We start from the raw sequence: 20,543 nt of genomic DNA, 5'->3' as shown, positions 1-20,543 counted from the left end.
AAGATGAAAATATTTGAGGAGAGAGGTAAATTAACTAGCAGTTTCAAGAGAAGGGAATTCAACTAAGTAATTATATATACCTTATGGGATATTAAATTGTTGTTCATGCCAAGCCAATTATCTTTTCTATTTGAATTCATATAATAGAAATTAAGGAGAGTGGTTTATATGGAAGAATCAAAAAAAGTATTTGTTGTAGGAGAAAAACCTACTATATTGTATATTATTATTTCTGCAATGGTGCCGCTATTTTTTAGCTTAATATTAGGTAGTGCTATAATTGAGTACTTTAAATTATATAATTTTATAATTGTTTGTATTACGATTATGTTCACATTTTTATTGTTGTCGCTTTTATATGTTCCAACTATAGTGAGATGTAGGCAATATTGGTGCATAAACGGACTGTACTTAGAAAGCTATGCTATTGATGATTATATTCAACAACTAAAATATTTGATAAGTATTTTTAATGGTAAGAATGATATGTTTGCATTTAAAATTAAATTAGCTGAAATTGAAAGTGTAGGAATTTATTGGACAACAATGTGGGTCATCTCGGCAACACCTGTGCATTTTGTTTATTTTGGTATAAAATTGAAGGAGGGCTCTATTGTAACTTTTAGATCAGTAGTTACTGCTAACAATAAAGAATATATTAATGCTGTCAAGTATTTAAAAGAAGAATGTAATATTCAGATAGTAGATAAGTATAATTTATTAGGTGCAATGGAGGAGGGAAGTATAAGTCTTGCTGAATATATTGATAAAATTGAAAAACAACAGGGCAAATGGGGGATAAATAATGATAAAGGCCTATTTGATTTTAAAAGATGATAATCTAAGGGATAGTTTGAAGTCTAAAATTAAATTGTTTTTAGGCAGCGGCTCCGAGAGAGTTACCTTTGTGGAAGAAAATTATATAAAAGATTATGCTAGTAACGATATATTGGTGATTTTTTATCAAATAGAAGATGCTCATGAAATCAATAGTGCTAAAGAATTAAAGGAATATACTCATGCGAACTGTATTGTATTTCTAAGTAAAGATGAGTCACTAGTATTCCAATCATTAAATGTTAAGCCATTACAATTTATTCGTATAGATAATTTTGATGAGGATTTTAAAAATATGATTGAGATATTATTAGCTTATATAAAAAATATAGATACTGTAGTTACACTAAAATCTGGAACAGCCACAATAAGACTTAATGTTAAGAATATTATTTTTATAGAATCTTATGGGCATTACTTAGTAATGCATTGTACAACTGGCGAGTATAGGGTAAGAGAAAAATTAACTACTATTATAGAGCAAATTAATAATCCTAGATTTATTCGGGCCCATAAATCATATATAATCAATGTTGATTTTGTTATAAAAGTATTACCGGGTAAATTAAAGTTAAGAAATGAATTGGAAATACCAATGGGGAGAAACTTTAAGGAAAAAGTTATACAGGGAATTACTAGTTTAGAAAATAATTTTAGTTATAAATAGTAAAATTAAAAATGTATGCACTCGCCACAATTTTGTGGTGAGTGTTTTTTGCATAATTAGTATATATAATATATTGAGAATATCGTAATATGTAATCATGATAAATTTAAATATTTTTTTATCTTTAAGGAAAATATATTTTAAGAGTACAGAAGAAATCAATTGAAGTTTAATATGGAAAGAAATTATGTTAAGATAGTATAAAATAATACTGATGTGAGAGCAGGGAGGACTGAATATGAAATTAGGAATTATAGGGGCTGGAATGATTGTAAAGGAGTTATTGAGAGCTACTCCGTACTTAAAGGATATAGAGTTAGAAGCTATTTTTGGAAGAAAAAGCAGCGAAGATGTAATGAATGAATTAAAGGATACTTATAATATTAAAAATATTTTTTATGATTATGAGGAATTATTAAAATGTAATTTAGATGCAGTGTATATTGCATTACCTAATAATCTGCATTTTGAATTTGCTAAAAAGGCATTAGAGGCAAATAAGAACGTTATTATTGAGAAACCAATGACATCAACATACAAGGAAGCATTAATATTGAGTGATTTAGCTAGAGAAAGAAAATTATTTATATTTGAAGCAATTACTAATCAATATCTTCCTAACTATAAAAAGATTAAAGAATTTCTGCCAACCTTAGGAAATATAAAAATTGTTCAATGCAATTATTCTCAATATTCGAGTAGGTATAATAGTTTCAAGGAAGGTAATGTGCTGCCTGCTTTTGATCCCAATTTTTCTGGTGGAGCTTTGATGGATCTAAATATCTATAATATTCATTATGTGGTTGGTTTATTTGGCAAACCTAAAAATGTTGAATATTATCCTAATATTGAAAGAGGAATAGATACATCTGGAGTATTGATACTAGACTATGATAAATTTAAATGTGTTTGTATTGGAGCAAAAGATTGTAAAGCGCCTATAGCAAATAATATTCAAGGGGATAATGGATGTATCTATCAAGATACTCCAGCTAATGTTTGCGAAAGATTCGAATTATTAATGAATGATGGAACTAGTTCTGTAATAAATGAGAACAATTATGAACATCGTATGGTTAATGAATTTATTGAATTTAGGGATATTATTAAAAGTAACAACTTGGAGAAATGCTATAAGATGCTAGATCATAGTTTGATAGTTACTGAAGTTCAAACAACTGCAAGAAATAAAGGTGGAATTGTATTTCCGGCAGATACTGAAATTAAATAGAATTTATATATCAAATGGCAAAAGAAATGATAAACGTAGTTAAAAAAGAATTGAATTTAAATGTTAGTTTAATAGAATTGGCATATATAACTATGAAGTTAGTTTCAAGTAGAGAGATATGGATTAAAAAGATTTTGTGAGTTTATATGAACATCTTGAGCTTTTAGGAATAATAGATAAGAAAAATAGATGCTAACATGATTAAAAAAATTAGAGTTAGTAGTTGACCAAAGAGTAATAGGGGGATAATAATGAGATTTTTGAGAAATACTTTTGGATATTTTTTGGCAGCAACTGTTATAAACGGATTATGGGGAATTTTTCTTGATGAATTTGGACTTTTTGGGACATATGGGGCTGCGTTTTTTCTTACTGGATCGATGTGGTGTGTGAATCATTATATAGGATTAATTAAACATGATAATGATTCAGCATTTGTTGACATGGGATTGGGGGTAGCAATTGGTTTAATAGCAAAAAATTATATGGTGAATGGCTCTGAATCATTAATAAATTCAGTTCCAACATTATTATATGTAGTAATTGGTGCAGCCTTAGGTGGATATATGGCGGTACTAATGGAAAAGCATATAATGGAAAAAGGCACTATAGAAATCAAACCTAAAAAAGAAAGTCTAGAGAGTGTACATATAGAATTAGTAGATGGAAAGTTGGAGGTGTAATTATGTCCGGACAAGCTATTTTTACAACAATAATGGGAGCTTTTTTACTGCCATTTTTCATTAGACTTTTATGGGGAAGGTTTGTAAATAAACTTGGAGCAATAGGTGGTTTTTTAGCGGCTATAACTGTGGTAGGGACAATTTGGATATTAGACCATGGAATGAAAAATCACTTGATACAGCAGGGGAGTAGTGGATGGATAGATATGGGGCTGGCGGCTGCGGTTGGTGCTTTTACTGCATCAGCTGTAACAGGAGGAAAAGTTAAAAAGTCATTTACAAATTTGGGATCAGCTGTAATTGGTGGAGTTATTAGTGGGATTATACTTTTATATATTATGTAGGTAATGATACTTATGTTTTTACATATATTAAAAAATTTTGTTTGCATATTTAAGCTGATATTGTGCACAATAATATATGAAAGAGGTGGTTCTCATGGACAATGATTTTAATAATAATATTTTAGGATTACTCCGAAAATGATTTTAAAGTCCCCATAGTACAACTTGTCTTTCTGAAAAATAAAGCTAGGGTTTTAAATTAAACCCTAGTTTTATTTTTTTGTTATCGATTTAGATAAGTTTACTAGGGATATGTTATAATTTATTAATAAGAAAATACTTCTATCTTAAATTACATGGAGGGCTTTAAGTGAGTGATAAAAATAAGATACAATTAAGTAAAGAGAAAAGAGAGGATATGATTTCTGCAATAAAAAATTATTTCTGTGATGAAAGAGATGAGGAATTAGGAGATCTAGCATCAGGAAAGATTTTAGATTTCATAATTGATGAGCTAGCCACGGAATTCTATAATCAAGGAATATATGATTCTTATAATTATATGAATAGAAGTATTGATGATTTACTTTCAATACAAAAATATTAGCTGCTTTGAAATACATAGGAGAAAGTTATGTTCAGTATAAGTGAAATTCTAGAGATTTTAAAAAATAACAGCTCTATGGCAATTCCTATAAGTATTTTTATTAGTATAATGATTTCACTTTTAGGAATATTGCCATCCGTATTTGTAACAGGAGCTAACATACTGTTCTTCGGACCTGTGGAAGGTTTTTTATTATCTTTGATTGGTGAATCACTAGGCGCATATATTACTTTTAAAATTTATAGGTTAGGCTTTAAGAGGAGAATAGAAAAATTAACAGATAAATATAAATTGATTTCTCAGATAGTAAATAGTAATGGGAAAAAGGCTGGTTTATTAATATTTCAAGGAAGATTGATTCCATTTATACCATCTGGTGTCATAACATTATCGGCTTCAATAAGTAATGTAAGTGGTGGGATATTTATTATCGCGACTTTTATAGGAAAAATTCCATCAATAGCAATAGAAGCTCTTCTTAGTTATGATGTAATAAATATTTATGATAATTGGTTAAGGTTGATTATGACAATTACTGGATTGCTGTTAATGCTTATTACTCTTAGAGGTAAAAATTATAAATAAAAAATATCATAGATAAACAATATGTAATTTAGATTTATGTATATAACTCACCGAAAGAACGGGTACTCTGTTGTTTCGGTTTCTAGAGAATTTGGCTGTGGATTTCTACCAGCAGAAGTTGTGCCCATTTGAGCATGCTCCTTTGGCAAGCAAATGACAAGCTCGAATGGAACAACTTCGGCTGAAGAAATCCTACAGCCAAATTCTCAATAAAACACTGCACAAAAGAGTACCCATTCTTTCTGGTATAGTATATATTTCAAAGCATAAATCAAACTTATAACTGGTTTATCTACATAGATATCCAATTTAAGACTTAAACTTATTCTTTGAAAAATATCTCAACTAGAAACTGGAACAAAAGTATGTTTCTTATTTCGGTGAGTTATACGCATAAGTCTAAATTATGTGTTGGGTATCTATAAAGTACTTACTTAATTTCATTAAAGTAACGGCTTTCTTTCTATTTACTGTTGAGTAAGGCATATTCTTTAAAGCGGCATAAGCTGAAACTGTATTATTTTTATAGAAGATAAATATAATCAATTCTTTTTCTTCTTTGTTTAAGGAATTAATTGCAATTTTTAATAATTCATAATCAGATTCACTGCAAAGAACTTCTTCAAGGCTATCGCCTTTAGATGAGAGGTTATGTTCTAAATTATCAGATAAAGTGAGTGCTTCGGAACCTTCAATTGGACTTCTGTTTTTAACTCTTTTAATCAAATCATTAATATTATTTTTTATTGCATTACTTGCATAAGCAACAAATCTATGCCGTTCTAAATCATACATAGATAAACATTTAAAAAGTGTTCTATAGCATTCATTTTGTATATCTTCGTTATCATAGCCATGAAGAAAAGTTCTTTTAACGATATTTAATATCAATGGGCGAAACTCTTTAGCTAATTCTTCTTTAGAAATTGGATCACCGTTTTTAGATCTTAAAACTAAACTTTCAATGTATTTATAATCCATATATACCTCCTAAATATAAAAACTAAATAGTAAGTATCAAAATACCTATATATATAGTCTAAAGGTGTATAAACTTTAATTCTTATAGAAAACCTATAGTTTTGTTTAAAGCTTATATAGTATTTAACAAAGGATTATATTGCTGAATATAAAGTTGTATAATTTAGAAATCTTAATTAATTGTTTTATGAAAAATCAGGAAATAGAGTTATAATAAGTATAAATATTATAAAATAGCGTAGGAATAAATATTAAGAATGGTTATTATGCAAATAAGTGATTAGGAGGAAAGTTTATGATGACAGTATTTAGTTTGATTAATATAATACTAATACTAGGTATGTTTGGAATATCAATTTATGGATTTGTTTTATTTGTGAAGCTTGCAAATAGAGGAATAAAAGCACTTGATATTTATATAGAGGAAAAGACTAAGAAGGATTTATAGGTACAAAACAATTATTAAATGTATTCAAAAGAAAGGATGAAAAATATGGTGGAAAAAATATTATCAATGAGGCTACTTAAAGATATATATGGAGTATGTAGATTGGACAAAAATGAATTAATTCCTGAATGGGCTCAAAAAAGTGATTTCTTTTCAATAACAAAAACTAATGAAGAGTTATCAATCGTATGTAGTCAAGAGGATATTCCAATTGATATACAGTGTGAGAAGAATTGGAGAGTATTAAAAATAGAAGGGCCCTTAGATTTTTCTCTAATTGGAATTCTTTCTTCAATAAGTACAGTGTTAGCAAATAATAAAATAAGTATATTTGCTATTTCAACATATGATACAGATTATATCCTCGTTAAGAGTAGTGATTTAGACAATGGGATTGAGTCGCTTCTTAAAGAGGGGTATGAGGTTCTAGTGTAAGAGATAATTTAGACGATGGGGATATCTTGATATAAAGTATTTTTTCAAGAAGTCGTTAGGGCCGCAAATAATATTGTACTTACATAATATGTACGAATTAGATTATTAAAGTAAAGAAGTAGAATATATAATTTGCATAGATTGGGGAGGAATTGATGTACATCACTTTTGATTTGGGAACTGAAGATGAAATTGATGAATTAGAGCAACTATATAATGATTTGAATGATTATTTGAATAAAGGAATAAACTACCCTGGATGGAGGAAAGATGCATATCCAGTTCGTCAAAATGCAATTGATGGAGTGAAAACTGGTAATCTATATGTAGCAAAATATGATGGAAAGATTATTGGAACTATTATTTTGAGTAACAAACCTGAACCAGCCTACTATAAAGCTAAGTGGGAATTTGAATCTGATTATTCAGATGTTATTGTTATACATACATTTGCTGTACATCCTAAGTTTTTAAAGTGTGGTGTAGGTAAGGCGTTAATAGATTTTTCTATTGAACATGGTGTGAAGCTAAAGGCTAGATCAATTAGATTAGATGTTTATGAAGGCAACGTGCCAGCCATAAGGCTTTATGAAGAATGTGGATTTAAGTATGTAGATACAGTTGATTTGGGTCTTGGAAACTACGGATTAGATTGGTTTAAGTTATATGAAAAATTACTATAAATTTGAGGGGATTTTTAACCATGTCAAAAAAGAAAAAAATAATATTAAGTTCAATCTGTATTATATTTATAATTGGTGTTATAGCTGGAGGAAAATATTTAATCTCTGTCAAAAATTATCAAAAAGCAATTAAGGAATTAACAATCAATAATGTAGATTTATCAAAGATTTCAGATGGAAAATATATTGGTACCTATGATGCTGATTTAATTAGTGCAAAAGTTTCAGTTACAGTTAAAGATCATAAGATTGAAGAGGTAGACTTATTAGAACATAAAAACGGCAGAGGAAAACCTGCAGAAATCATTCCAGAGATGGTGGTCAAAGCTCAAAGTTTGAAAGTGGATACTATTTCAGGAGCAACAAATAGTAGTAAAACAATTTTAAAAGCTATTGAAAATGCATTAGCTTCTAGTCAAAAATAAAACTATAGATATCCAATATAAAACTTAGATTCATGATGTAACTTACCGAAATCATAAACATTTTTATTCCGAAAACTACAAAAATATCGCTGAAGGCTCTAAGTTGAAGGTTGCACCATTTCAGCATGCTCCCACCTTTGGTGTGACAAGCTAAAGTGGAACAACCTTCAACTAAGAGCCTTTGACAGCTCATTTTTAAATGTTTTCTTCACAAAAATGTTTATGATTTCTGGTGAAGATATCAACTTAAAGTTCTAGTAAATTTGTAAATATGTTCATCTAATGAGTAAATTTCCTTGGAAACTGGAACAAAAGTATGCTACTCATTTCGATGAGTTTATTGCATAAGTGTAAGTATTAGATAGAAGTGCGTTTAAAGAGAACATATTTTATTTTCCTGAAAGTGAGGAAATATAATCATCAATCATAAAGTGAAAACTATCTTCTAAATCTGCTTCACCGTGAAAATATCCAAATGAATATAAAGATACGAATCCGTGTAAAGCACTTCTTAATGCTCGACTTTTATGTATTAATAAAGTTTTATCTTTAATATAAAAATCTAAAATTTGATGGATAATATTATTGGTCTCTTTTGCCAAACGTAGAACTTCTTCATCTTTAGTGCTTGGGATATTTACAAAAAGTCCATAAGCTGTCTTATTTTTAAAAGCAAAATCTCTGTAAACATACGCATATTCACGAATGGCATCTTCGCCACTTTTACCGATTAATCTCTGCATTAGCTTTAAATTTAACTCTTTTAAAAAATATATTGTCATCTCTATTTTTAGATTATTTATATTACTAAAATGATTATATAAAGATGGGTATTTTATGCCAAGCTTATCAGCAATTTTAGGAAATGTAACTTCATTAAGACCGATGTCATCAGCTAATGAAAAAGTAGCTTGAATAATTTTTTCTTTAGTTAAATTTCTTTTTTGCATATGTATACCACTCCTAGTAATTTCAATATATGAGAATAGTTTAACATTAGAAATCATATTTATCAAACTATAAATCATAATTTACAAACTATAATTTATAGTTTATTATTATATTAGAAAGTATATTGAAATGAACTACAACATACTTTGGTGTATTTCTTTCTATACTTGTGTTTAGTTTTAATAGAGTTGTTATAAAAATAAATACAATAGTATGTTATTTTCTATAGTTTGTAAATTTATATTTCATAACAAAAGAAAGGAGATTGTTCATGAAATTGTGGAAAAGGAATTTAATAGTTTGCTGGTTTGGAATGTTTGTGACGGGTATAGGAATGAGTCAAATTGCTCCAGTTTTACCTTTATATATACAACATCTGGGAATTAAAGATACAGCTTTTATTGCACAACTTTCAGGAATTGCTTTTGGTGTTACATTTATAATTTCTGCAATTTTTTCACCAATTTGGGGACATGCTGCTGATAAATTTGGAAGAAAGCCGATGCTGCTACGGGCAAGTCTTGGTATGGCTGTAATTATAAGTTGTATGGGCTTTGCATCAAATGTGTATGTTCTTATAGGTCTAAGATTATTACAGGGAGTCATTACAGGTTATGGTACAGCCTGCACCACATTGATTGCTACTCAGACAGATAAGGAAAATGCAGGATATGCTTTAGGTACTCTCTCAACAGCTAATATTACAGGTTCTTTACTAGGACCAACAATAGGCGGGTTTGTAGGAGAAACCTTTGGTTTGCAGAATGTGTTTTTCATAACAGGTGGAATGATGTTAATTGCATTTATTACTACTGCATTGTTTGTAAAAGAATCTTTTAATCGTCAAGATAGTAAAGTTTTAAGTGTTAAGGAAGTATGGGGAATTGTTCCTGAAAAAGGTTTAACTGTTACTTTATTTATAACTTTCTTTATATTATCTGTGGCAATGTATTCAGTCGAACCAATAGTTACAATTTATGTTTCTCAATTATCCAGTGAGATGAGTCACGTTGCATTAATGGCAGGAATAACCTTCTCGGCTTCAGGCTTTGCTAATATACTTGCAGCTCCAAGGCTTGGACGGCTATCTGATAAAATTGGGGCACATAAAGTTATGCTAGTATGCCTTATAATAGCCGGAATTATTTTTATACCACAAGCTTTTGTGAAAAATACTTGGCAGTTGATGGGACTCAGATTTTTATTGGGACTTACAGCAGGCGGACTTAATCCTTCTGTTAATATATTAGTTAAGAAAATTACACCTACTTCTATCACTGGTAGAGTATTTGGTTTTAGCATGTCAGCCGCGTATTTAGGTGTTTTTGCTGGTTCAGTTCTTGGTGGACAGGTCGCAGGTCATTTAGGAGTGAAATATGTGTTTTTTGTTACAAGTATACTGCTATTGATTAATGCAGTGTTAGTATATTTAAAAGTATATAAGAAAGTAAATATAAAGCAATATTAACAAAATAGATTAATATGAAAAGGAGATAAAAAAATGAAAGATTTAAAATTAGTAGGGAATGAACTTATTAATTCGAAGAGGACTGCACTAGTAGTTATAGATTTACAAAATGGTATTGTTAACAGTCCTCGTTTACCTCATTCTGGTGCAGAGGTTGTAGAGAAAGCAAGTAATTTAATTAAGGCATTTAGTAATAAAGGAGCTCTTGTAGTACTTGTGAGAGTTTCATCCATAGATGGAAAGGATATGATTAAACCAGAAACAGATTCAGCGAGTAATTCAGTAAAATTCTCAGAAGGATGGGATAGATTTGTACCTGAAATAGAAGATAAAAATGCAATTACTATAACTAAAAGACAGTGGGGGGCGTTTCATGGTACTGAGCTGGATTTACAATTAAGACGTCGTGGTATTGATACTATTGTACTATGCGGAATTTCTACTAGTATAGGTGTAGATACAACAGCAAGGGAAGCTTACCAACATGGATATAATCAAATCTTTGTAGAAGAAGCAATGACAGCTGGAACAAAAGAAGAACATGATTATGTTTGTAAATATATCTTTCCTAAAATAGGAAAAATGAGGACGAGTGAAGAAGTAATTTCATCATTAAAATAATAACTAAATATATGCGACAAGAAAGATACAATTCATATGAATCGTATATCTAAAATATTTTATGAGATTCAAATAAATGCTTAGTAAGACAAATTACTAAGCATTTTTAGAATATCTATTTATTATTTTTATCAAATATAACTTTTCCGGGGCAAACCTTAGATTGGCCAAACCACATGCATTTTGTGCAATTTAGGCATTTTCCTGTGTCTTTACCTTCCTTTGCGTAATTCGCCCAGTCAGGATTTATAAGAATTCCCTTACCAATATCAACAATATCAACATTTGTTTCATTTAGTATTTCTTCTGCAATTTCAGACGAATTGATTCCATTAACTGCAAATACTGGAATAGATACTTCTTTCTTGATTTTTTCTGCAGCATATACAGCATTAGAATATTTGTAACCTTCACTTACATGAATTTCTTGTTCACTAAAAAATCCGTAAGATACATCAAGGAAATCTATTCCGTTTTTATCTAATACTTTAGCATAATGTATTCCATCTTCTATAGTTGGTTCAAATCCTCCTAAACGAATTCCAACTACGAATTCCCCTGGAGTTACTTTTCTGATTCCATCTAGTATCTCTATAACAAACTTTTCAGGAGTTGATCCATATTCATCAGTTCTTTTGTTTACTCTTGTATTTAAAAACTGGCTTATTAAGTAACCATGGCATCCATGGAGTTCTATGCCATCATATCCAGCTTCATAAGCTCTTCTTGCAGCTTCAATATAATCATTTTGAACAGATTTTATATCCTCATAAGTCATTTCGCGTCCTACAGCACTTCTACCAAAATTATTATATTCATAAGGACTTGGACATATTGGATTTTCTGATATGCCAGTAACACCTGCATGGTGAATTTGAATAAATATTTTGCAATTTTCTGCATGAACTGTATCAACTATATTTTTTAGTCCTTCAATTTGATCATCTTTCCATATTCCAAGCTGCTTTACTGATAAAAGTCCATCAGAATTAACACACGTAGCTTCCTGAATTATAAGACCAGCTCCACCTTGAGCTAATTCTTTATAACGGTCAACATTCTCTGGTGAGACATGTCCATCTTGACCAAATCCAATTACCATTGGAGGTACACAAATACGGTTTTTTATTTTTACATCTTTAATACTAAATTCCGAAAATAATCTTTTCAAAAATTCCACACTCCCACTTAGCTGATTTATTTACATTTTACCATTTCTTTGGTATGGTATTATTATATTTTATCAAGAAACATTATAACAAGTACGCACATTTTTGTGCCTTAGTCTTGGAGGAAATGCTTATGAAAGAACCATTGAAAAAAACACAGCATGTTTGTTCTGAAATGTGCCCGGTTACTCGCGCGTTGGAGGTGATTGGCGGTAAGTGGAAACTGCCTATCATATGGAAAATATCAGCTGCGAAAAGTATTAGATATAATGAACTTAAGAGAAGTATACCTGGAATAACTAATATTATGCTAACTCGTTCTTTGCAGTCGTTAGAAGAACATGGTCTTGTAAAAAGAACAGAGTATAATAAAATTCCACCTCATGTAGAATACTCCTTAACGGATGCTTGCCAGGATTTGTTACCGGCCTTGGTTATTATAAACGAGTGGGGTAAAAAGGTATGGCCGAGCCACTAATTCAAAGAATGAAAGAGGATAAAAGGTAATATTTAAACATAATAATTTAAATGAGAATATTATTAATAATAAAATTTGGAGGTTATTATGAGTACAACAATTTATTTTTTCAGTGGAACAGGAAATTCATTAAAGATTGCAAAAGATTTAAGCAATCAATTGGAAGATTCAAAGATTATACAAATTTCTGAGAAAAATTTATCTATAACTAATGACACATCATCAGATAAGATAGGTTTTGTATATCCTATATATTTTAATGGTCTACCAGCAATGGTAAAGAAGTTTATAGAAAGTCTACAGGTTAACAAAGATGCATATTTTTTTGCAATAGCAACTTTTGGGGGCACCGCAGGAATATCTTTTAACCAAATTGATGATATATTAAATAAGAAAGGTGCATCTCTTTCTGCAGGCTTTAAAGTTAAAATGCCAGGAAACTATCAAGTAATGTATTCACCATGGTCAGAAGAAAAACAAATGAAACGATTTGAAATATTAAATAGAGAAGTTGTAAAAATAGCAGAAAGTATAAAAGGAAGCCGAGTTGATACAACTAATAGAGCCGGAGGAATAAAAAAAGCTGTCATTGGATTGATATATAATACTTTTAAGCCAAATGAAAAAGATAATAATTTTTGGACAACAGAAGCCTGTAATGGATGTGGTACATGCCTAAAAGTTTGTCCGGCAAATAATATTACGATAGTAGATGGAAAACCAGAGTGGAAGCATAAGTGTGAACTTTGTCTTGCATGCATGCAATGGTGTCCCAAAGAATCAATACAATACAAGAAAAGTACTTTAAAAAGAGGAAGATATCATCATCCTGAAATTAAAGCCAGTGAATTATTTCATAGGTAAAGATAGGAAGATTTTAGAAGCAAGTAAAAAAATTAAGATATGGAGCTATGCGATGAGAATCTAACTTGTTTGTATACATGTTTATTACATAGGACTTTGAAAATAAGCTTAAAGGGTTCTATTAATAAGACATCATACAACCTATTTAAACTAAACAAGTTATGTGTTATTATAATAAAAAAATGTGGAGGATGATTGGAATGTCAAAAGAGAAACGATTGTCAGATAGTGTGGCAGATGATATTTTGACTATGATAACGATAGAAAAAAGATTTGTGCATGGAGATAAGCTTCCGAATGAAAATGATTTGTCTAAGGAATTAAACGTTAGTAGAACAACGCTAAGAGAAGCTATTCGAGTTCTTGTAACAAACGGTGTATTAGAAATTCAAAGAGGACGCGGCACATTTGTTAAAGAAAAAGATGGTGTTGATAGTAAAGAATTTCAGTTGTTAACATCAGCGAGAACAAATGCAAAAGATTTATATGAAATGAGACTTATTTTTGAACCAGAAGCAGCCTATTTGGCTGCAAAAAGAGCAAGTGATATGGAATTAAAGCGTATAATAAGCTTAGGAAAGCAAGTGGAAGAGAAAATCAAAAATGGTGAGGATAGAACAGAAGTAGAGCAATCATTTCACAAATCAATAGCTAAAGCAACACATAACGAATTTATGAATAAATTGATGCCAGTTATTTATCAAGCAATTGATAAGGGAGTTGTTTTATCAAAAGAAAAAGAATTAGCAGTTAAGGATACAGTAAATGATCACAAAATGATAATGGAGTTTATGGAGTCAAGAAATGCTGAAGGGGCAAGAAATGCAATGAAAATTCACATACTTCATGCTATAAAAGCGCTAGAAATAGAATAAATTATATAATTAACGAGAGAAGTTGATAAGCAATATGAACTTATACAGTAAGTATTTAAAAAAATATAAATTTCCTTTTGGAGTAGCTGTTACTTGTGTTACACTGGAGGCATTTTGTGATTTGCTGGGGCCAACGCTTATGTCAAATATAATTAATACAGGAATTGAACAGGGGTCACTTTCAAAAGTATACTATTGGGGTATTCTTATGCTTATAGTTACTGCCATCGGAGCTTGTTTTGCTATAACGCGAAATATTTTAGCTAGTACGGTATCTCAACATATGGGTGCAGATTTGCGTTATGATTTATTTGGGAAAATTATGTATTTCTCTGAAGTAAGTGCTGATAAAATTGAAAGTGGTTCTCTTATTACGCGTATGACTAATGATACAGCTCAAGTTGTATTGTTTGTTAATGGAATTATGCGTATCTTTATGAAGGCACCAATCACATGTGTTGGGAGCATCATTTTAGCAACTATTCTTAATTTTAGGCTAAGTCTTATTATTTACAGTGTTGTTGCAATAGTTGCTATCCTTATTATGGTTAGTATGAGATTAAGTTATCCTCGTTTCTATGAATTACAAAATGCTATGGATAAGATGAATTCGGTTATACAAGAGTATCTAATAGGGGTTCGCTTAGTTAAGGCGTTTGGAACATATGATAAAGAAACAGATAAGTTTGAAAGTTCCAATATAAATTTAATGGAAAAAGGGGTGGCATCTCAAATTATTGTCACTTTAATATCTCCACTTATGACACTTGCTGTTGGAGTTGGAACAGTAGCTGCAATTTTTGCTGGGAGCAAGCTATTCTCTTCCAATCTTGCAAATCCGGGTGATATTACGGCATTTACAATTTACATGGCACAAATACTAACATCATTAATCATGATAACAAATGTATTTAATGTGTTCGTAAGGACAAAGGCATCCACTGCACGTATTAAAGAAGTGTTTGATTGTGATGAAGATTTTACTGACAGTGGTGAAAAGAAAGAATTAAATGGGGATATTGAGTTTGATAATGTAACATTTGCGTATCCTAGTGGAAGTGGAATACCTGCTATAAAGGATTTATCGTTTTCTGTAAAAAGAGGACAAAGCTTAGCAATAATTGGACCCACAGGCAGTGGCAAATCTACAATAGCTTGGTTGCTTTTGCGATTTTATGATGTAAATAGAGGAAGAATATTGATTGATGGTTATGATGTTAGAGATATAAATGTTGAGAGTGTAAGAGATAATATTGCTATTGTACCACAAAAGCCGATGCTTTTTTCAGGTTCTATTGCAGAGAATATTAGATGGGGAAATAGTAAAGCTACAAACGAGATAGTTCATCAGGCTGCAGATGGAGCGCAAGCAGATTTTATTTATAAGATGCAAGAAGGATATGAAAGTCTTTTAGGAAGTGCTGGGGTGAATATTTCAGGAGGCCAAAAGCAACGTATTTCAATAGCACGTGGAATACTTAAAGACTCATCGGTACTTATATTAGATGATGCTACTAGTGCATTGGATGCAGTTACTGAGGCAAAGGTTAGAGCGAATTTAATTTCTAAATTCGAAAATAAGACTATAATTACTATTACTCAGCGCTGTGGGACTGCTATGTTTGCCGATAAAATTTTAGTAATGGATAATGGGACTAAGGCTGGGTATGGAACTCATGATGAACTTATAGAAAGTTGTGAAATATATCAAGATATCTATAGGACTCAGATAGAGAGCAGTAAGGAGGTGTAATAAATGGCACAACAATTTTCTAATACTCAAGTAAAGATTCCGTCAATAGGTGGGAGACATGTAGGTGGAGGGGGAAATCGTTTTGCTCCTACACAGAAGGCTAAAAACGCCAAAGGAACACTGATGCGTATAGTGAAAATATATTTACGTTTTGCCAGAACTATTTTTGCTGCAATGATACTAACAGTTTTTTCATCTCTAATTTCTGTTGCAATTCCATATTTTGTTGGTAAGACAATTAATACATTCAAAATTTCTACTAGAATAGTGAATACAAATACTCTTACAACGTTATTAATTATTATTTTAGCTTTGTATGCGGTAAATTGGATTATTTCATGTATTAATGGTGTTATTATGCTTAAGGTATCACAAAAGCTGGTACTTGTAATACGTACTGAATTTTTTGAAAAAATGCAGAAGCTCCCATTAAAATTTTATGATGTGCGCTCTCATGGTGACACAATGAGTAGAATAACAAATGATGTAGATAATATTAGTTCTACTATCGCTCAAACAACTACTCAACTAATATCAAGTATTTTAACATTATCAGGTTCGTTTATTGTTATGGTAACACTAAATATTCCGCTTACTGTAACAGTTTTATTGTGTATACCTTTAGTAATGATATTAACACGTATGATTGCTACTCATAGCCGTGCTTATTTTTCAGCACAGCAGAGAAGCCTAGGATCACTTAATGGGCTAATAGAGGAAAATATACTGGGATTAAAAATGGTAAAAGCTTTTGATAAACAACAAGATATATTAAAGCAGTTTAAAGAAATTAATATGAAGTTATATGAAAATAGCAGTAAAGCACAAATTTGGTCTGGGTATATGATGCCTCTTATGAATGTGATTAACAATTTTATTTTTGCAATTGTCGCTATGGTTGGAGGCATATTGTCGGTATCATATGGATTGTCAATTGGTACTGTAGTTAGTTTTTTGAGCTATTCAAAGCAATTCTCGCAGCCTCTTAATTCAGTTGCAGGTATGTTTAATACAATTCAATCGGCATTGGCAGGAGCAGAACGTGTTTTTGAAATTTTAGATAGTGAAGAGGAAACAGCAGATATAGAAAATGCGATTGTCATAGAGTCTCCCAAGGGTGACGTAACTTTTGAAAGCGTATGTTTTTCTTATGATAAATCTACACCTATATTAAAAAATGTAAGTTTTGATGTTAAGGCGGGGGAAACAGTTGCCTTAGTAGGAGAAACTGGAGCAGGAAAGACCACTATTGTAAATCTTCTTACGCGTTTTTATGATGCAGACAGCGGCAAGATTTTAATAGATAGTAAACCAATCACTAGTTTAAGGAGAGAGAGTCTTAGAAGCTGTTTTTCAGTAGTTCTTCAAGATACCTGCCTTTTCACAGGTACAATTATGGATAATATTCGTTATTCACAGAAAGATGCAACTGATGAACAAGTAATAAGAGCAGCCAAAATAGCTCGAGCTCATAGTTTTATTGATAAATTACCAAAAGGCTATAATACAATGGTTTCAGGAGCCACAGATAATTTAAGTCAAGGACAACGCCAGCTTATATCGATAGCTAGAGCAGTTTTGTGTGACAGTCCTATACTAATTTTAGATGAGGCAACTAGCAGTGTTGATACAAAAACTGAGAAAGATATTCAGCATGCATTAGTTAGATTAATGAAGAATCGCACAAGCTTTTTAATAGCTCATCGTTTATCAACAATTAGAGACGCGGACCGCATTATGGTTATCGGTGATGGAAAAATATTAGAAAGTGGAGATCATAAAATCCTCATGAAGAAAAAGGGACAGTATTATAAAATGGTTATTAGTCAAATGGGAAAACTGCCTGAAAGCTAACAGGCTGAAGATTAATGACTTTAGTATTTAATTAAATAGTTTTGCGTGTGAAGTACTTATAAGATAACAAGTACTTCATATTTCAATTATAAATATTTATTATTTAGGTTAGTTCATGATAAAAATAAAGAGCAGCATGTATAGCAGTAAATACACATGTTGCTCTTTATTTTTTATATTTATAAGGGGTAAATATTTATGAAAAACTTAAATTAATCTTTAAATTTATTATAGTATATTGTTGTGTCAAAATTGTGGCAAAATAAAATTTAATTTTGAGAATCTTCTGGATGTGGAGATTTACCAGTAGCTTCTTGAACCTTTTTAGAATCAAAAGAAGGATCTGCTTCTGATGAATGAATATCTATTATTTTTTCAATGTCATAAACTTCTGGAATTGGGCCTTCAGTTATTTTTTCTTTAGCCATATAATCACTCCTACATTATAATTTTTTTAGAATTGCCATTTTAAAAGTTAAGACAAAAGAAAGTTATAAAATATTTTAGTTACATAATTATTATTAAGATAAACATACATATTAATACGTGAAAAGTTTAGATTAATTGAAAATTTAATCAGCGTTTATAGATTTTAGAACCTTGAATCTATCATCACATAAATCTATTCTAACTTTACTATTTTTAAAAACATTTTGTGAAAGTTCCCGTGATATTGCTTTCATGGGTGCCATGTAGTTTTGATTGTTTTCATAATCACCTTCAACAACAAGAGATAAAATATATAAATCTTTTTGCTTATCTATTTTAACATCAATTTCTGAGTTATCTGTGAAGTATTGCTCATCCCTGAAGTAATCCCCAAGTTGCTTGGCTTGGGATTGCTGCATATTACTTGTATAAAAAAGATGATTTTTTCCATAGTCAAGTGCATTTTTAGGAATATAAATGTTATATAAAACTGAAGCGGCAGTTACTGAAAATATTAAAATTCCTACAGCTATTGGCATAAGGTAAGAAGCGTTTTTTCCTCCGTTTTCAATATGTTCTTTATACAATTTTCGTTGAGCAAGACTGAGATATATTCCTAATCCAGCATTAATAGCTATAAAGATAACAGAAGAGTCAATTGAGAAGAAGGATGTTAAGGTGATAATACCTATAAATCCTAAAATAGTTGAAAACAGAACTATCCATTTCATTTTATTATTACCGTATCGCCCATAGTTTAAGGAACTCATAATTCCAGCAGGTACAAATGAGAATAATATTGAGAATATAATAAATGATTTAGGGTTCCATAACTTTTTAGTTGGTGTTTTATTTATTGATGCCATAAAGAACCTCCTTATATAATGATTTATAAAAATTATATCATATGAATTTATGGAAAGTTATGTAAATTTGTTAATTTAATCTAATAATTTAATATGAATTATTAGATAAGGCAAGTTAAGCAAATTAATACGTTTATGTATTAATTTGACACAGATTTAGGATAGTGATATAATTATTGACAGAGTGTGAAGGTCACACGAAGGGGTACACCACCTTGGGTGTATTATTTCGTGTGGCCTTTTTTGCATACAAATATAAGAAAGAGGTGAGTAATATGATAAAGGTAAATGGACAAGAATTAGAAACCGTGAATGAAATATCTTTAGAGGAATTTCTTATTAATAAAGGGTATCTAGTTGAAAGAGTTGTGGTTGAATTAAATGGTGACATAATACCAAAAGCCCAGTTTAATCAAACCAATATTAAAGATGGGGATTCGCTAGAGGTTATTAGCTTTGTTGGAGGCGGCTGATATCATTAAATAAAAGCTTGACCTTAGAAAATTGATTTAATATCAGAAAAATGTATTAAATAGGACTTATAAATTACATCAAAAGGAGAAGATTATAATGAAAAAGGATACACTAGTAATTGGGGGGCACGAATTTTCGTCAAGATTTATTTTGGGTTCAGGAAAATATAATTTAGAGTTAATTAAGGCAGCAGTTGAAAATGCAGGTGCACAAATGATTACATTAGCTTTAAGACGTGCAAATACAAGTGGAGGAGAGAATATTCTAGACTTTATTCCAGAAGGAGTAACTTTACTTCCAAATACATCGGGAGCAAGAAATGCAGAGGAAGCAGTAAGAATTGCAAGACTTGCTAGAGCTATGAGCTGTGGAGATTTCGTAAAAGTAGAAATCATTCGCGACTCAAAATATCTACTTCCAGATAATTATGAGACTATTAAAGCAACAGAAATACTTGCAAAAGAAGGCTTTATAGTAATGCCATATATGCATGCAGATTTAAATGTAGCTCGTGACCTAGTTAACGCAGGTGCAGCTTGTATTATGCCTCTTGCATCACCAATTGGATCTAATAAGGGACTAGCTACAAAAGAGTTCATTAAAATATTAGTAGATGAAATAGATCTTCCAATTATTGTTGATGCAGGAATAGGAAGACCATCTCAAGCCTGCGAGGCTATGGAAATGGGAGTAGCGGCAGTTATGGCTAATACTGCTATAGCTACTGCAGGTGATATTCCGGCTATGGCAGGAGCTTTTAGACAAGCTATTGAAGCAGGGCGTGCGGCATATCTATCTGGCTTAGGTCGTGTTCTAGATAAGGGTGCCTCTGCATCTTCACCATTAATAGGATTTTTAGAAGATTAGGAGGTGCA

Annotated in this window: 26 protein-coding genes; 21 read left to right on the top strand and 5 right to left on the bottom strand. The window is 30.8% G+C overall.

Features of this window, described 5'->3' with window-relative positions:
* Positions 1–168: 168 nt before the first annotated feature.
* The 8 genes from D2A34_RS00460 (at position 169) to D2A34_RS00425 (ending at position 4,894) form a co-directional block, all read left to right on the top strand.
* Positions 169–837, top strand: a complete 669-nt coding sequence (locus tag D2A34_RS00460; protein WP_119365402.1) for a hypothetical protein — start codon at positions 169–171, stop codon at positions 835–837.
* A complete protein-coding gene (locus D2A34_RS00455) occupies positions 806–1,504 on the top strand; it encodes a LytR/AlgR family response regulator transcription factor (protein ID WP_119365401.1) in 699 nt (232 codons plus the stop codon). The genes D2A34_RS00460 and D2A34_RS00455 overlap by 32 nt, the downstream gene beginning before the upstream one ends.
* Before the next feature lie 238 nt (positions 1,505–1,742).
* Positions 1,743–2,735 carry a Gfo/Idh/MocA family protein gene (locus tag D2A34_RS00450; RefSeq protein ID WP_079438437.1) on the top strand — a complete coding sequence of 331 codons (993 nt, stop codon included), beginning with the start codon at positions 1,743–1,745 and terminating at the stop codon, positions 2,733–2,735.
* Positions 2,736–2,749: 14 nt separating this feature from the next.
* A complete protein-coding gene (locus D2A34_RS00445) occupies positions 2,750–2,875 on the top strand; it encodes a hypothetical protein (protein WP_079438436.1) in 126 nt (41 codons plus the stop codon).
* Between the two features lie 111 nt (positions 2,876–2,986).
* Positions 2,987–3,418: a Lin0368 family putative glycerol transporter subunit gene (locus D2A34_RS00440; RefSeq protein WP_119365400.1), complete on the top strand. Its 432-nt coding sequence runs from the start codon at positions 2,987–2,989 to the stop codon at positions 3,416–3,418.
* Between the two features lie 2 nt (positions 3,419–3,420).
* A complete protein-coding gene (locus tag D2A34_RS00435; RefSeq protein ID WP_079438434.1) occupies positions 3,421–3,762 on the top strand; it encodes a Lin0368 family putative glycerol transporter subunit in 342 nt (113 codons plus the stop codon).
* Between the two features lie 310 nt (positions 3,763–4,072).
* Positions 4,073–4,309, top strand: a complete 237-nt coding sequence (locus D2A34_RS00430) for a DUF2164 domain-containing protein (RefSeq protein WP_079438433.1) — start codon at positions 4,073–4,075, stop codon at positions 4,307–4,309.
* A 27-nt stretch (positions 4,310–4,336) separates the two neighbouring features.
* Positions 4,337–4,894: a TVP38/TMEM64 family protein gene (locus D2A34_RS00425; RefSeq protein WP_079438432.1), complete on the top strand. Its 558-nt coding sequence runs from the start codon at positions 4,337–4,339 to the stop codon at positions 4,892–4,894.
* A gap of 399 nt (positions 4,895–5,293) precedes the next feature.
* Here the strand turns inward: D2A34_RS00425 and D2A34_RS00420 are convergent, their stop codons facing one another.
* Positions 5,294–5,875, bottom strand: coding sequence for a sigma-70 family RNA polymerase sigma factor (locus D2A34_RS00420; protein ID WP_119365399.1), 582 nt, complete (start codon positions 5,873–5,875; stop codon positions 5,294–5,296).
* A 295-nt stretch (positions 5,876–6,170) separates the two neighbouring features.
* On the opposite strand from D2A34_RS00420, the gene D2A34_RS26525 reads away from it, so the two are divergent.
* The 4 genes from D2A34_RS26525 (at position 6,171) to D2A34_RS00405 (ending at position 7,866) form a co-directional block, all read left to right on the top strand.
* Positions 6,171–6,323, top strand: coding sequence for a hypothetical protein (locus D2A34_RS26525; RefSeq protein ID WP_169896760.1), 153 nt, complete (start codon positions 6,171–6,173; stop codon positions 6,321–6,323).
* A 45-nt stretch (positions 6,324–6,368) separates the two neighbouring features.
* Positions 6,369–6,758, top strand: coding sequence for an ACT domain-containing protein (locus D2A34_RS00415; protein WP_119365398.1), 390 nt, complete (start codon positions 6,369–6,371; stop codon positions 6,756–6,758).
* A gap of 155 nt (positions 6,759–6,913) precedes the next feature.
* Positions 6,914–7,441: a GNAT family N-acetyltransferase gene (locus D2A34_RS00410; protein WP_079438429.1), complete on the top strand. Its 528-nt coding sequence runs from the start codon at positions 6,914–6,916 to the stop codon at positions 7,439–7,441.
* A gap of 20 nt (positions 7,442–7,461) precedes the next feature.
* Positions 7,462–7,866, top strand: a complete 405-nt coding sequence (locus tag D2A34_RS00405; RefSeq protein WP_119365397.1) for an FMN-binding protein — start codon at positions 7,462–7,464, stop codon at positions 7,864–7,866.
* Positions 7,867–8,255: 389 nt separating this feature from the next.
* On the opposite strand, the gene D2A34_RS00400 is transcribed toward D2A34_RS00405, so the two are convergent.
* On the bottom strand, positions 8,256–8,816 hold the full coding sequence (locus D2A34_RS00400; protein WP_119365396.1) for a TetR/AcrR family transcriptional regulator: 561 nt from the start codon (positions 8,814–8,816) through the stop codon (positions 8,256–8,258).
* Positions 8,817–9,088: 272 nt separating this feature from the next.
* Between D2A34_RS00400 and D2A34_RS00395 the strand changes: the two genes are divergently transcribed.
* A complete protein-coding gene (locus D2A34_RS00395; protein ID WP_079438426.1) occupies positions 9,089–10,285 on the top strand; it encodes a multidrug efflux MFS transporter in 1,197 nt (398 codons plus the stop codon).
* Positions 10,286–10,318: 33 nt separating this feature from the next.
* Entirely contained in the window at positions 10,319–10,906 is a 588-nt protein-coding gene (locus tag D2A34_RS00390; protein WP_079438425.1) for an isochorismatase family protein, read from the top strand.
* 115 nt (positions 10,907–11,021) lie between these two features.
* Here the strand turns inward: D2A34_RS00390 and D2A34_RS00385 are convergent, their stop codons facing one another.
* Positions 11,022–12,086: an oxidoreductase gene (locus D2A34_RS00385; protein WP_341467229.1), complete on the bottom strand. Its 1,065-nt coding sequence runs from the start codon at positions 12,084–12,086 to the stop codon at positions 11,022–11,024.
* A 122-nt stretch (positions 12,087–12,208) separates the two neighbouring features.
* On the opposite strand from D2A34_RS00385, the gene D2A34_RS00380 reads away from it, so the two are divergent.
* The 5 genes from D2A34_RS00380 (at position 12,209) to D2A34_RS00360 (ending at position 17,899) form a co-directional block, all read left to right on the top strand.
* Positions 12,209–12,553 carry a winged helix-turn-helix transcriptional regulator gene (locus tag D2A34_RS00380; RefSeq protein ID WP_119365394.1) on the top strand — a complete coding sequence of 115 codons (345 nt, stop codon included), beginning with the start codon at positions 12,209–12,211 and terminating at the stop codon, positions 12,551–12,553.
* An 87-nt stretch (positions 12,554–12,640) separates the two neighbouring features.
* Entirely contained in the window at positions 12,641–13,417 is a 777-nt protein-coding gene (locus tag D2A34_RS00375; protein WP_119365393.1) for an EFR1 family ferrodoxin, read from the top strand.
* Positions 13,418–13,617: 200 nt separating this feature from the next.
* Positions 13,618–14,292, top strand: a complete 675-nt coding sequence (locus D2A34_RS00370; protein WP_079438421.1) for a FadR/GntR family transcriptional regulator — start codon at positions 13,618–13,620, stop codon at positions 14,290–14,292.
* A 34-nt stretch (positions 14,293–14,326) separates the two neighbouring features.
* On the top strand, positions 14,327–16,045 hold the full coding sequence (locus D2A34_RS00365; protein ID WP_119365392.1) for an ABC transporter ATP-binding protein: 1,719 nt from the start codon (positions 14,327–14,329) through the stop codon (positions 16,043–16,045).
* Between the two features lie 3 nt (positions 16,046–16,048).
* A complete protein-coding gene (locus tag D2A34_RS00360; RefSeq protein ID WP_079438419.1) occupies positions 16,049–17,899 on the top strand; it encodes an ABC transporter ATP-binding protein in 1,851 nt (616 codons plus the stop codon).
* Between the two features lie 269 nt (positions 17,900–18,168).
* Here the strand turns inward: D2A34_RS00360 and D2A34_RS26520 are convergent, their stop codons facing one another.
* Both D2A34_RS26520 and D2A34_RS00355 read right to left on the bottom strand, forming a co-directional pair.
* Complete coding sequence (locus tag D2A34_RS26520) at positions 18,169–18,327, bottom strand: hypothetical protein (protein WP_169896759.1); 159 nt, start codon at positions 18,325–18,327, stop codon at positions 18,169–18,171.
* A gap of 144 nt (positions 18,328–18,471) precedes the next feature.
* Complete coding sequence (locus D2A34_RS00355) at positions 18,472–19,194, bottom strand: DUF1761 domain-containing protein (RefSeq protein WP_119365391.1); 723 nt, start codon at positions 19,192–19,194, stop codon at positions 18,472–18,474.
* 275 nt (positions 19,195–19,469) lie between these two features.
* Between D2A34_RS00355 and thiS the strand changes: the two genes are divergently transcribed.
* Together thiS and D2A34_RS00345 are read left to right on the top strand one after the other, a co-directional pair.
* Positions 19,470–19,667 carry a sulfur carrier protein ThiS gene (gene thiS / locus D2A34_RS00350; RefSeq protein WP_079438417.1) on the top strand — a complete coding sequence of 66 codons (198 nt, stop codon included), beginning with the start codon at positions 19,470–19,472 and terminating at the stop codon, positions 19,665–19,667.
* Positions 19,668–19,764: 97 nt separating this feature from the next.
* Positions 19,765–20,535, top strand: coding sequence for a thiazole synthase (locus tag D2A34_RS00345; protein WP_079438416.1), 771 nt, complete (start codon positions 19,765–19,767; stop codon positions 20,533–20,535).
* Positions 20,536–20,543 lie beyond the last annotated feature (8 nt).

The sequence above is a fragment of the Clostridium chromiireducens genome (assembly GCF_003575225.1).
Lineage (GTDB): Bacteria > Bacillota > Clostridia > Clostridiales > Clostridiaceae > Clostridium > Clostridium chromiireducens.
This window is presented reverse-complemented; position numbering and strand designations above follow the sequence as displayed.